Raw genomic sequence first — 11,743 nt, 5'->3', positions numbered from 1 at the left:
AAGGGAAGAAACACTATTTAGATAGCATTTATGAACAGCAAGCAGCGCTTCGCCGATAGTTTGACTAAGATCCTCGATAAAGGAATCCACCTTCAGGCTGGAATGATCGAAAAGCACCCTTCGGGCAAGGGTGTACCCGTTTGTGTGAAGTCCGCTGGAAGCCAATCCGATAAGAACATCTCCTTTGGCAATCGTCTTTCCGGTGACAATCTTGTCTTCGTCTACGATTCCAACAATGGTTCCCGCAACATCATACTCCCCCGGTTGGTAAAGATCGGGCATCTCGGCTGTTTCTCCTCCGATAAGCGCACAACGTGTTTGTTTGCACCCCCGCACAAATCCGGAAACGATCTCGGCAATCTTGTCGGGAGAAACCTTCCCAAGCGAAAGATAATCCAAAAAAAACAGAGGCCTGGCGCCGGACGTAAGAATATCGTTCACACAATGATTCACCAGATCCTCGCCAATGGTATCATGCCGATCCATTAAAAAGGCCACCTTTAGTTTGGTTCCCACCCCATCGACGGACGAAACCAGCACAGGCTTTTGATAGCCCTCAAAATCGGCCCGAAAGAGCCCTCCGAAAAGCCCGATATCCGTTAACCCTTCCGGCCCAAATGTTTGTTTTACAAGGGACTTGATTTTCCGAACGCTTTCCTCACCCGCCTCAATATCCACGCCGGCCGCTTTGTACGTTATCCCGCTCATTTTGAAGAAATCCTTTTTTCTAACTGATTACTATATATTTTCCGAATATCGTGAAAAAAATCCAGCGCCACGGCATCCTTGTAATCCGGATACGTCCATTCCAAAAAAGTGAATCTTCCCGCCCGAAATCGATATTGAAGATCACCGTAAATCCCCTCGCCGATGTAAATGCGATGACTGAAATTCTTGGTGGACGCCAGAATCATCTTGGCCCGTTCAATGTATCCGGGGTCCAGATTCAGACGGCGCCGGCCCTCCCGGTAAAACGCCTCTTCCATTTTATTGGATTGAAGCTTGGCCGCCGCCAAATCATCCGGCAAACGCAGTCTTTCAAATGAAACAAATTGTTTTTTCAGTGATTCTCCCATTTCGGCCGCGTAATAATTTGTGTAAGTAAACTCAAACACAGGCGATTTGTGATCGATCGGGCCAAAGCGATCCGTCAAAATCCTGTAAATTTCAGCCGGGTTTACATCAGGCGCAAAAAGAATGGCCGAGAAGAATTTTACCGGAACAGGGGTCTTTACACGTCCCACAGAAAGAGCCTCTCATTTGCGAAAATCGTCATTTCCCAATTTTGAAGAAAGACAATTATTTATGAAATTCGCTCTTGACAATTGAAAAAAAATTAATTAAATTTATTTCACATTTGCCGAGGTGGTGAAACTGGTAGACGCAGTGGACTCAAAATCCACCGCCCTCTGGGCATGCGGGTTCGAGTCCCGCCCTCGGCACTCAAAAAAGAGCCGATTTTCAAAATCGGCTCTTTTATTTTAATAAAACTCCCTTAAAATAGCAAGAAAAGAATTTTTAAATAAACCTGTTTCTTTTTGAATTGGGACATCCTTTCTGTGGCCGCAGAAAAACACAGTCAGAAGCCCTTCGGTGCTTCTCCCGGCTATCTGGAGCTTTTCAAAACGGGGGAATTGAGCCGACGGATTAAAGAGGCCGGGCGCCACCTTTCCTCCTGCCGCTTGTGTCCCCGATACTGCGAAGTGAATCGGCTGGAAGGCAAGATAGGGTTTTGCCGGGCAACAGACCGGCTTCGGGTGTACAAATACAAACGTCACTTCGGTGAAGAACCCCCTGTTTCCGGCATTAGAGGATCGGGGATTATTTTCCTCTCCAACTGCACTCTCGGGTGCTATTTTTGCCAGAATTTCCCGTTCAGTCACAATGGGCTGGGGCGGGACATCTCTCCCCGAACCCTTGCACGAATGATGATCGTTCTCCAGGAGCAGGGCGCCCACAACATCAACTGGGTCACTCCCACCCATTTCATCCCGCAGCTTTTGGAAGCCCTGAAAATAGCCGTTGAAATGGGACTTCGCCTGCCGATTGTCTACAACACCAATGGGTTCGACTCCCCCGAAACCCTTGCCCTCTTGGAGGGTCTGGTCGATATTTATCTGCCCGATCTCAAATATGCGCTTTCCGAACCCGCCCGCAACTATTCAAAGGCCCGAATCTACCCGCAAACCGCACAAGCGGCCCTCAAGGAAATGTTTCGGCAGGTGGGATTTTTACAAATCGATGAGGACGGAATCGCTACCCGAGGCCTGATTGTCCGGCATTTGATCCTTCCCGGACAACTGGACAATACCTTTGAAGTGCTGCGGTTTTTGGCGGAAGAAATCTCGCCGCGCGTTCACCTGAGCCTGATGACCCAATATCTTCCCCTCTGGGAAGCACGTAAATTTTCTGAAATCAATCGAAAAATTTCACAGCAGGAATACGAAACAGTGACCCGATGGGTGGAGGATTTCGGGTTTACAAACGGCTGGATTCAGGACTTCGAATTTTCCCCGGTTACACAAAGAACCACGAAAAAACCCGGAGTCCTTCGGAGAAAAACCTAAACTATCTTCTCTTGCCGGATAATTCGCTAATGTCCCCAAAGATAAATGGCGCCGCCAATGAGGATTCCATACGCCATATTAAAGGCCTTTATCCGAACCGAATCCTTTAAGCTGTAGGAGAGCATTGGCAGCATCCCGTGTCCGTCCTGAACAATGGAATTGGCAATTAAAACAGAGATCGGAATGAGTCCCTTGGCATACAGGGTGATGAAGATGAGATTGGGGCCGGATTCCGGAATAATGCCCACCAAAACAGCCAGGACGCCGATCCAGACGACATTTTCTTTGACAAATGATTCCAGATTCCAGTAGCTCAGTCCCAGATTAACCACCAGAAGTGCCCCAAATGTCCACAGGAACACGCGGATAATATGCTTTTTAAAAATGTGTTTCCAGATATGAACGGTTAGATAGTGACGCGTGCTGTTTTCCTGAGGATGGTATTCTTGAAGCTGGCAGGAATCACACGGACGCACGTGAAAGCGTTTCACCAACACGTCAGTCACCCAGCCCAATACAATCCCCAATAAAAAAAGCCCTGCGAAAAGCAAAAGAGCCTTTTCAGGAAACATGGCCAACATGACGAAGGCCTCGTCGCCGGATGTGGCTACCATGGCTCCGGTCAGGGCACCAAAGGAAATCAGACCGTGCACATACAGAGAAACATCCATGAAGGCGCCCAGGCATCCCGGTGTGGCTGCCAAAAAGGAAGACAAACTGTACTGCCGCCATTTTCGTCCCCTGACCAGTTCCTTAAGATGCCCGCGGGTTTTCACATTCAAATAATCAATGAGGACCATCATTAAGAAAACAAAAAGCGAAATTTTAACGGCGTGGACGAATGTGTGCCAGAGCAGTTCCATTACCTCTCCTCTAAATACTAAAAACCGAACCTATGCAACTCGTTTAGCCAAATGAGCCGGTATCGCCTACATGCCAATCCCTGAATTTTTCAGGGAAAGCCTTGTACAGTTCTGCACGGGCGCGGAAACCGGTGCAGTGCATCGGAGAAATGATATCAAATGAAAGTTCCCTTAACGCCCCGATTGTTTGATGAATTCGGTGTTCCGATGCCCGAACCAAATGAAATCCCCCCAAAATAGCATAAAATCGTGTCGTACCAAACGCTCTTCCGACAGCGGACAGGGTATTGACAACTCCGGAGTGACCACATCCCAGAATTACCACAAGCCCTTTTTGTGTTTTGAGAACCAGAGCCTGATCGTCACGAATAGCATCCCGGGAAAAACCAGCGCCTTTTTGGATTTGGAATCCCTTTTCAATAATTTCAAAATCATTTTCCCGGGGAATTTCCCCTGTCGTAAATACATCCGGAAAAATTTCAGTGAGGTTTCGATTGAGATGAAATCGGGCGCCTTTTGCTTCCAGAGTGTCCCGATTCCAGGGCATTCCGATCTCCCGGGACGACGTTTCCGTAACATGAAAACGCTTTTGAAAAACATCCGGATGAGCAAAAACCGGCACCGCACCCCGCTGGTCTATCAATTCTGCCAACCCGCCCGTGTGATCGTAATGCCCGTGACTCAGAACCACGGCATCCAGCTTTTTTAAATCCACTCCCAATTGGGGAGCGTTCCAAAACAGAGCCTTGAATTGACCGGTATCAAACAGGATTTTTTGGCCGCGAAATTCAATTAGAATAGACAGCCCGTGCTCCGCAATGAGATGGGCCCGCCGAACGGTTTCTTCAACCAGAATCTTGATGCGCGCTTCTTCTGCCATATCCGGGGTGTTCTTCCGTTTATTTGGAGAAAGCTTTCTTGGAATTAAAAATGGATCCTTTTTCCCAAAAAACCCTAAAGGCCTTTTGGTGTGAACACAGCTATAAAATATGAATTATTTCGGGAAAAGTAAATAAAAATTATTTTGTTGGGGGTACAATGAGGACACCATCCCGGCCACACCCAAATCACACTAATTTTGCAACGAGGAGCGGGCCGTCTCTTCTTTGCGCTGACCCGACTTAATATCAATGACGGGTGAGCCAATATGGGCGTCCAATCCCTGGACCAGCAGGCGGTTGGCCTCTTTCCTAACCAAAGTAACCTGACTCATTCCAATGGGATTGGGCCGCATGGGGCTGTGGGTTGCAAATACCCCTCTAAGGGGCTTGGAACGGTCTCCCCGGGGATGAACCAAAAGAACGTGGCGGGTTTCTTCCGGAAGATTGTGGAGCCAAAACAAAATCCAAAGTGTTTCAAAGTGCTCAATTCCCTCCAACCCCGCCTGCAAGCCCGGAAGAATTTCAATCACCTTAATATCGGGATTTTCGGTATCCAAAGCATCTTTGGGCGATGCCACGTAGCCGATTGGCCTTATTTCAAATGAATCATCCAGTCCCATTATTCTGGCCCGTATTAAAAGAGTGTTCGGAAAGAAACGCAGTCAAAGCCTCCTCAATGGAAGGCTGTTTTGTCAGGATAACGCGAAAACCGGCTTTCTTCATTCGCTCAATGCCTTTCTTTCCAATAGAGCGAGAAAGAATAACCTGACAATCGCTCAAAACGTTCATTACATCGAATGTCTTCCCCCGCTGCAGGGTGTGTTCGTAAGGATTGGGCCGCTTTTCACTTAAAACATACGTTCCATTTGATTCCACCCGAAAAATGGCGAAATATTTCGCCCGGCCCAGCATCTTTCGGGGAATCGTTTGAAAATCATCTGTCGGAATTGCAATATTCACGCTTTATAAGGCTTAAATTTCTTTTCAACAGAATCAAAATACAGAAATTTTTCCTTTTCATCCCGGAGAAACGCCTGAACCGCTTCCCGAATATCTTCAATCTTTGTAAGAACGGGGAGCACGCCCCGTTCAATCAGCTTCGGGACGGACTCCCTTCCCATACTTCGCCCGATGAACACATCCACACCATGCAACGTCGACCAAATGGCCTTTGCCTTGCCATGGTGATGGTGTTCCCCCTTTTTTTCGGCATGATCAGAATGGGGATTGTGGACGACAGACTCCTTGACGATGGTCTGTCCGTCCACTGTAAAAATAACAAAGTACAAACTATCCCCAAAATGACCCTTGCGAAGATGCTGTTTGTCGTCAGTTCCTACGGCGATTTTCATCATCACTCATCAGTCTTTCACAACGGCCAGAATATCATTTCGGGAAAGAATCACATATTCCTGGCCATCAATCTTAATTTCCTCGCCGCCATATTTTGCAAAAATAATTTTTTCTCCGGATTTTATCAAATCTTTTAATTCTTCATCGGTTCCCACTTCGACGACCTTTCCCATTCTGGGTTTTTCTTTGGCCGTATCCGGAATAATAATACCTCCCTGCGTTTTCTCCTCCTCTTCCAAAATTTCGACCAAAACTCGATCATCCAGTGGTTGAATCTTCATACAACACCCTCCTTCCTTTTTTTGGTTCGTACCACTTCTCTTCATTCACTTTATAGGAATTCTTTCCCGCGATTTGAGAAAAAACCGCCGGAAAATGATTTTCAAAAATTCCATATAAATATAGTATAAAGTTTTTCAGAAGTCAATATTTAAGATGAATAAAGTTGTATTTTTTTACGCCTTTATTCGATTGATTTTGGCAGTCATCTCTTTGGAGTGCTAACAAAACTACAGCGTTTTTAAGCGGTTATGCCGGCCGGAACGAATAACCGTAGCCGCAGGCATAAAGCCTGCGGTTACACATCTTCTGTTCCCCAGGGAAGTGCGCCTGTCGTCCAAACAACGGCCTTGAAAAGAACGTAAAATAAGCGGCCAATTCATCGTCTCTTTCCCGGCCGCAGAAATGAAATAACCGTAGCGCAGGCATAAAGTAGCCGCAGGCTTTACGCCTGCGGTTACACACCGCTATCAGAGGCAGGTTTTTATGGCATGCTCCGAATCTGCCGGGGTTCTTTGAGCCGAATCGCCAGAATATTGGCAAGAATTGAAATCACCAGGACGGCCGCAAAGACCGCCCGAAAGGAGAACAGATCAATAAAAATGCCACCCAAAAGCGGAAAAAAGGACACCACCGCCACAAGCGTTCCCCGGAGGCTGATGTAGAGCGGACGTTTTTCTTCCGGGGCCACTTCCAGCATAAAATTCGTAAAGCCGATGGACGCGCCGTTCATATAAAAGCCAATCCCGAAAAACACCAGCAAATACATCCATCCCGCTCCGGAAATCAGGGCAAAAAAAGGAATGGACAAATGGAACAAAAGAGCGCCGCGGATGACGCTTTTGTTGCCAATTTTATCGCTCAGCATTCCCCACACCAGATTCGATAGGACCCCCGCCAGCATCTGCACGGCAATAAACAGACCCACCATGGAGGGTTCTACCTTTAAACTATTCTTTGCATAAAGCACGTAAAAACTAAGCGACAGCAAAAGGCTTCCGGCCAGAATTTCCGTAAAAATGGCCTGTGCAAAATTTTTATCGTCGCGAAGCGTTTGAAAGGCCTCTTTTAAAAAAAGACTAAAGGATTTCGGCGGAGGACAATTGTCGTATTTGGGTTCCCGAATTGAACCAAGTCCCAGATAGGAAATTCCTAAAAACACAAAGGAGAGCAGAAAAAGAACGGCATAATTTTTCGGGAACGGCAGCCCCGGCGACGCCAGAATCCATTTAACGGCAAACCCCGCCGCAATGGCCAAAATACCGCCCAAAAACTGGCGAATGCCCCAAAACCGACCGCGCAGGCTTGTGGGAATGGCCTTTGCGATGATATCGAAAAAGGGAATGCCTGCCACACCCCCGGCCAAATAGAAAAGCGACAACAGCAACAGAAAAATAGCCAAAATCCAGCCCGGATGCCGGGCACCGTAAAAATAGGTAATCAGACCGAGAACCCCCCAACTGGCCATGCGAATGATTAACATGGCAATTAGCAGCGGTTTTTTTCGGCAGATGGATTGAATCTTTTGTGCGGTTAAAAGCTGCGGCCAGGCCCCGCTGAATTGAAACAGGGTCCCAAAAAGTCCGATGAGGGTTTTCGATTTTGTGAATGCGTTCAGGAAGAGCGGCAAAATCATATTCGGCTCGCTAAACGCCATCCCCGCTTTGTAAAAAACCCCGTGAATCACCCCCATAAAGAAATTCCAGCGCAGCTGACGATCCGCTTCACCCGACAGATGATTGGTCGTCTTGTCCTCCGTCACGTGCACCTCTTCCCATTAAAGTCATTTACGGCTGATTCAGCGACTCAAAATAATCATTCAAAATACGCCGGTGATCAAAGGCCAGAAGAATCGGCAAATTATCACGCGTAAAAATACCCACATTCTTGGCATCGTCACCTGCACTGGGCTGCCCCGATGCCCTTGCAACAAATACAATGGAAATGGTGTGCTGGCGGGGATCGCGTTTGGGATCCGAATAGGCACCCAATTGCCGGACCAGACGCACATCAAGAGAGGTTTCCTCTTTGGCTTCCCGAACAGCCGCCTGTTCACAGCTCTCTCCGTAATCCACAAATCCTCCCGGAATGGCCCATCCGTGGGGAATATTTTTTCGTTCGATTAAAACAATTCCCTTCCGGCCGTCAGGCGTGTCCACTTCGATAATAATATCCACCGTGGGAACGGGGTTTTTGTATCGCCGGATTTCCGTTCCACAATTGGGACATTTGATGATTTCATACACAGGCATGGACATCTCCTTAACTTAAAAAAGCGTTGGTAATTTTTTCGATGTTGGTTTACCAGGCGTTTGAAATCAAAACCGACTATCCAATATCCAACAAGGAACTTCCAAATTTAAAGTTTTGCCAAAATTCACGACTAATCCTTTCCCCTTCATCATTCATTATTCCTTGTTGAGTATTGGATATTCAATAAAAACGGCCCATAAAATCCTTCGCTTTTGCCAGGCATCTAAAATCCCAATGCCCTTCCGTACCCCCGGCTATCCGAACCGCCCAGCAAAACGCCGGATTTGGGATCAACAAGAATGGCCTGAACAATGCCAGGTCCGTTGGAATGCCGCGGGTGCAGCCGATACCCCATTTTCTTGAGATTGTCGCACACATCTACGGGAAAGGCGAACCGGTCGTAAAAAATTTGGTCGGGCAGCCACTGGTGATGAAACCGCGGGGCATCCACTGCTTCCTGTATGTTCATTCCAAAATCGACCACATTCAGAATCGTTTGCAATACACTGGTGATAATGGTTGAACCGCCGGGGGTTCCTACCACCATAAAGAGGCGGCCATTTTTTTCCAGAATGGTAGGGGTCATGGAGGAGAGCATGCGTTTTCCGGGTTGAATGGAATTGGCTTCGCCCCCAATCAGCCCGTATTTATTGGGGAAACCGGGCTTCGAGCTGAAATCGTCCATTTCATCATTCAACAAAAAACCGGCACCGTCCACAACCACCTTTGAGCCAAAAGCCGAATTTAACGTGGTGGTAACGGAGACCGCCATTCGATTTTCATCCACAATGGCGTAATGGGTGGTTTCCTTGCTTTCGTACGGGAGGGGATTTCCCGCAAAAATTTCTGTGCTGGGTGTTGCCCGATTCGGGTCAATGGATTCGCGCAGAGCGGCCGCATATTTTTTTGAAAGAAGGCCTTTCACCGGAACCGGGTAAAAATCGCTGTCCCCCAGATGCTTGGCCCGGTCGGCATAGGCGCGCTTTTCCGCTTCAACCATCAGGTGTATCGTTTTTGAGGAATGGAACCCGAACGTCTTTAAGGAATAGCCTTCCAGAATGTTCAGGATTTCCAGCAGACAGATGCCTCCGGAGCTGGGAGGCCCCATTGAAATGATGTGATAATCGTGATAGGTCCCTTCCACCGGGGGACGCTCTTTTGCCTGGTAGGCCGCGAGATCCTGCCTTGTTATCAGACCGCCGTTTGCCTTCATCACCGATTCAATGCGTTCCGCCACCTCCCCTTTGTAAAATCCGTCGGAACCCTTTTCGGCAATTAAACGAAGCGTATGTGCCAGGTCTTTTTGAACGAAACGTTCTCCCGGCTCGTAGGGAGTTGTTCCATTCTTAAAAAATAGTTTTGCCGTTGCCGGAAAATCTTTTAGGTCGCTTTCATGCCGTTTGACCTCCTGAGAAAATTCGTAGGAAATCGGAAATCCCTTTTCCGCCAGTTGAATGGCCGGCTCAATCAACGTTTTCCAGGGCAATTTTCCATACCTGCGATGCGCCAGCCACAATCCCTTCACGCTTCCCGGAACGCCGCAGGCCAGATATCCCTTTAAACTCAGACCCGGAATCACATTCCCATTTTTGTCGAGGTACATGTCCCGGGTGGCTTTGAGAGGCGCCTTTTCGCGATAATCGATGGTTGTTGCCCGGCCGTCCGGAAAGCGGATTACCATAAAACCCCCACCGCCGATATTCCCTGCCTCCGGGTAGACCACCTCCAGTGCAAACCCAACGGCCACGGCCGCATCCACGGCGTTTCCGCCCTGCCGGAGAATCTGCAGTCCGACCTCCGACGCCAACGGAGCAGCCGTAGCGACCATTGCATGCTCAGCCCGGCTCGGATGATGCCCCTGAAAGGCGAAGACTTCAGAAAACAGGCAAAAGACAAAAAAGGCTCCGACCGTAACGCTCCAAAGCCATTTAAAAGATTTCATCGGAAATACTCCTTTTTAGGATACCCCATGAACCACTTCTTTCATGGACGGATCCATTGTTCGTTGTTGATGAGATTTTAAAAAGTCCTGAATATCAGATGCGGAATACGTCGGAACCGCCCCCTTTTGCGTGGCCACAAAGGCCCCAACGGCGTTGGCAAAATCCAGCACCTGAAGCAGGGTTTTGTTGCGCAGCCACTGCACCACCAGAGCCGCAATAAAGGCGTCTCCGGATCCGGTCGTGTCCACGGGAACGATGGAGTAGCCGGGAGAATAAACACTCTCGTTTTCCGTTTGACAAAATGCGCCCCGTTCACCCAGTGTCAGACAAACCGCCCGAAGATGGAATTTTTCCAGCAGCCAGGCCAGAAATTCCTTTCGCGACAGGGCCTCTTTACGGTAAAACTGACCCAGCATCTGTTCTTCGTCTTCATTCAGTTTCAAAATGTCGGCCTTCTGAAAAGAGGTTTCCAAAATGGGGGAAAAATCCTCCGGAATGTCCCGTAAGTTGGGATCAAATATTTTTAGGGCGTGGTCAGCGGCATCCAGGAAGGACTGAATCGTCCGGCGGGAAACGGGCAGGCGCTGTGCAAGAATCCCAAAAAAAACGGCATCCGCTTCGGTGGCCAGACGGGCCAGGTCCTCTGTCCACTCCAGATAATCGAACGCCTCGTCTTCCCCGCAAATAAATGACGGGACACCCTTTTCATCCAGTTCAATTCGGACGCGTCCGGTGGGCTTTGCCGGATCCCGCTGAATGTAAGCCGTTAAATAACCCCGGGACTCCATTTCATGCAACAGGGTATCTCCTGACGGATCGGAGCCAATCCGGCTCACAACAATGGGTTCCTCTCCCAAATTCCCGGCATGAAAGGCTACATTGGATGTCGCACCTCCCAAATGTTTTTCGTCGGGATAAACATCCCACAGAATTTCACCAAGCCCAACAATTTTCTTTGTCATTTTTGGCCTTTTCCTTTTCCGAATGAAGACAGACCTCACAGTTTAAATGGAACAGGAGTAAACGAAAGGAAGAAAATAATCAAAATAAAAATGCCAAGGAGAACCCGCGTTCGTCCGACAGGGGTGTAATCGTCCATTGGGGGTGGATGCTTAAACGCAAAAAGGGCGATAAATATGGCCATGAGAAACCATCCCCAATAAAAGAAGACCAGAACAACGGTAAAGGCAGCCATCATCACATAAAAGACAATTCGGCTTTTCCGGCCGCCCAATAGGGCATAAACCACATGTCCGCCGTCCAGCTGACCGACTGGCAGCAGATTGAGCGCGGTTACCAAAAGTCCTACCCAGCCTGCATAGGCCACCGGATGCAGAACCACATCGTAGCCTGCCGGCACCGTCCCTACAATTACATGGGAAAGCCATTTGAATAAGAGGGAGTCCCCCAATTGCAGACTTCCCTGACTGAGTGAAGAAAGGGCCACCACCTGCGAATGTTCCAATCCATAAACAATGGCGACCAGCGTTACAACCAGCCCGGCCAAAGGCCCCGCGATCCCAACGTCAAACAGGGCCTTGCGATTGGGGACAACGTGTTCCATTCGAATAATGGCGCCCAGCGTTCCAAAGGGAGGCAAGGGT

General features: G+C 48.5%; 14 protein-coding genes and 1 tRNA gene. 2 read left to right on the top strand and 13 right to left on the bottom strand.

Translation table 11 applies throughout. The features are described 5' to 3' along the window. On the bottom strand, positions 1 to 708 hold a 708-nt coding region (locus GXO76_13180; GenBank protein ID NOY78809.1), incomplete at its 3' end, for a phosphoribosylformylglycinamidine cyclo-ligase. Continuing rightward, positions 705 to 1,244 (bottom strand): DUF4416 family protein, encoded by a 540-nt coding sequence (locus tag GXO76_13175; protein ID NOY78808.1) that lies wholly within the window; start codon positions 1,242 to 1,244, stop codon positions 705 to 707. The genes GXO76_13180 and GXO76_13175, both read right to left, overlap by 4 nt. Positions 1,245 to 1,359: 115 nt before the next feature. Between GXO76_13175 and GXO76_13170 the strand changes: the two genes are divergently transcribed. Both GXO76_13170 and GXO76_13165 read left to right on the top strand, forming a co-directional pair. Further along, positions 1,360 to 1,442: transfer RNA gene (locus tag GXO76_13170), tRNA-Leu, on the top strand. 117 nt (positions 1,443 to 1,559) lie between these two features. Further along, positions 1,560 to 2,567 carry a radical SAM protein gene (locus tag GXO76_13165; protein ID NOY78807.1) on the top strand — a complete coding sequence of 336 codons (1,008 nt, stop codon included), beginning with the start codon at positions 1,560 to 1,562 and terminating at the stop codon, positions 2,565 to 2,567. A 26-nt stretch (positions 2,568 to 2,593) separates the two neighbouring features. Here GXO76_13165 and GXO76_13160 read toward each other — a convergent pair whose 3' ends face one another. The 11 genes from GXO76_13160 to GXO76_13110 form a co-directional block, all read right to left on the bottom strand. Beyond that, the gene (locus GXO76_13160; protein NOY78806.1) at positions 2,594 to 3,430 is read right to left on the bottom strand and encodes a selenocysteine protein; all 837 of its coding nucleotides are present in this window, start codon (positions 3,428 to 3,430) and stop codon (positions 2,594 to 2,596) included. A 43-nt stretch (positions 3,431 to 3,473) separates the two neighbouring features. Beyond that, entirely contained in the window at positions 3,474 to 4,310 is an 837-nt protein-coding gene (locus GXO76_13155) for an MBL fold metallo-hydrolase (protein NOY78805.1), read from the bottom strand. Between the two features lie 192 nt (positions 4,311 to 4,502). Further along, the gene (gene tsaA, locus GXO76_13150; GenBank protein ID NOY78804.1) at positions 4,503 to 4,931 is read right to left on the bottom strand and encodes a tRNA (N6-threonylcarbamoyladenosine(37)-N6)-methyltransferase TrmO; all 429 of its coding nucleotides are present in this window, start codon (positions 4,929 to 4,931) and stop codon (positions 4,503 to 4,505) included. Continuing rightward, complete coding sequence (locus GXO76_13145; GenBank protein ID NOY78803.1) at positions 4,918 to 5,271, bottom strand: hypothetical protein; 354 nt, start codon at positions 5,269 to 5,271, stop codon at positions 4,918 to 4,920. Before GXO76_13145 ends, tsaA begins: the two co-directional genes overlap by 14 nt. After that, a complete protein-coding gene (locus tag GXO76_13140; protein NOY78802.1) occupies positions 5,268 to 5,663 on the bottom strand; it encodes a hypothetical protein in 396 nt (131 codons plus the stop codon). The genes GXO76_13145 and GXO76_13140 overlap by 4 nt, the downstream gene beginning before the upstream one ends. Positions 5,664 to 5,672: 9 nt before the next feature. After that, positions 5,673 to 5,945 (bottom strand): co-chaperone GroES, encoded by a 273-nt coding sequence (locus tag GXO76_13135; protein NOY78801.1) that lies wholly within the window; start codon positions 5,943 to 5,945, stop codon positions 5,673 to 5,675. A gap of 482 nt (positions 5,946 to 6,427) precedes the next feature. After that, positions 6,428 to 7,705: an MFS transporter gene (locus GXO76_13130; protein ID NOY78800.1), complete on the bottom strand. Its 1,278-nt coding sequence runs from the start codon at positions 7,703 to 7,705 to the stop codon at positions 6,428 to 6,430. 25 nt (positions 7,706 to 7,730) lie between these two features. Next, positions 7,731 to 8,195: an NUDIX hydrolase gene (locus GXO76_13125; protein NOY78799.1), complete on the bottom strand. Its 465-nt coding sequence runs from the start codon at positions 8,193 to 8,195 to the stop codon at positions 7,731 to 7,733. Between the two features lie 224 nt (positions 8,196 to 8,419). Further along, on the bottom strand, positions 8,420 to 10,138 hold the full coding sequence (gene ggt, locus GXO76_13120) for a gamma-glutamyltransferase (GenBank protein ID NOY78798.1): 1,719 nt from the start codon (positions 10,136 to 10,138) through the stop codon (positions 8,420 to 8,422). A gap of 15 nt (positions 10,139 to 10,153) precedes the next feature. Beyond that, a complete protein-coding gene (locus tag GXO76_13115; protein ID NOY78797.1) occupies positions 10,154 to 11,101 on the bottom strand; it encodes a carbohydrate kinase in 948 nt (315 codons plus the stop codon). A gap of 35 nt (positions 11,102 to 11,136) precedes the next feature. Further along, the coding region (locus tag GXO76_13110; protein NOY78796.1) for a site-2 protease family protein at positions 11,137 to 11,743 on the bottom strand (607 nt) is incomplete at its 5' end.

The organism is Calditrichota bacterium (assembly GCA_013151735.1).
GTDB lineage: Bacteria > Zhuqueibacterota > JdFR-76 > JdFR-76 > BMS3Abin05 > BMS3Abin05.
The sequence above is the reverse complement of the archived record's forward strand: the minus strand, read 5'-3'. Positions and strand labels throughout refer to the sequence as shown.

Excerpts from the sequence above, each read along its gene's own strand:
- GXO76_13160 (NOY78806.1), bottom strand. The coding sequence starts at position 3,430 with ATGGAACTGCTCTGGCACACATTCGTCCACGCCGTTAAAATTTCGCTT.
- GXO76_13155 (NOY78805.1), bottom strand. The coding sequence starts at position 4,310 with ATGGCAGAAGAAGCGCGCATCAAGATTCTGGTTGAAGAAACCGTTCGG.
- tsaA (NOY78804.1), bottom strand. The coding sequence starts at position 4,931 with ATGGGACTGGATGATTCATTTGAAATAAGGCCAATCGGCTACGTGGCA.
- GXO76_13140 (NOY78802.1), bottom strand. The coding sequence starts at position 5,663 with ATGAAAATCGCCGTAGGAACTGACGACAAACAGCATCTTCGCAAGGGT.
- GXO76_13135 (NOY78801.1), bottom strand. The coding sequence starts at position 5,945 with ATGAAGATTCAACCACTGGATGATCGAGTTTTGGTCGAAATTTTGGAA.
- GXO76_13125 (NOY78799.1), bottom strand. The coding sequence starts at position 8,195 with ATGCCTGTGTATGAAATCATCAAATGTCCCAATTGTGGAACGGAAATC.
- ggt (NOY78798.1), bottom strand. The coding sequence starts at position 10,138 with ATGAAATCTTTTAAATGGCTTTGGAGCGTTACGGTCGGAGCCTTTTTT.
- GXO76_13115 (NOY78797.1), bottom strand. The coding sequence starts at position 11,101 with ATGACAAAGAAAATTGTTGGGCTTGGTGAAATTCTGTGGGATGTTTAT.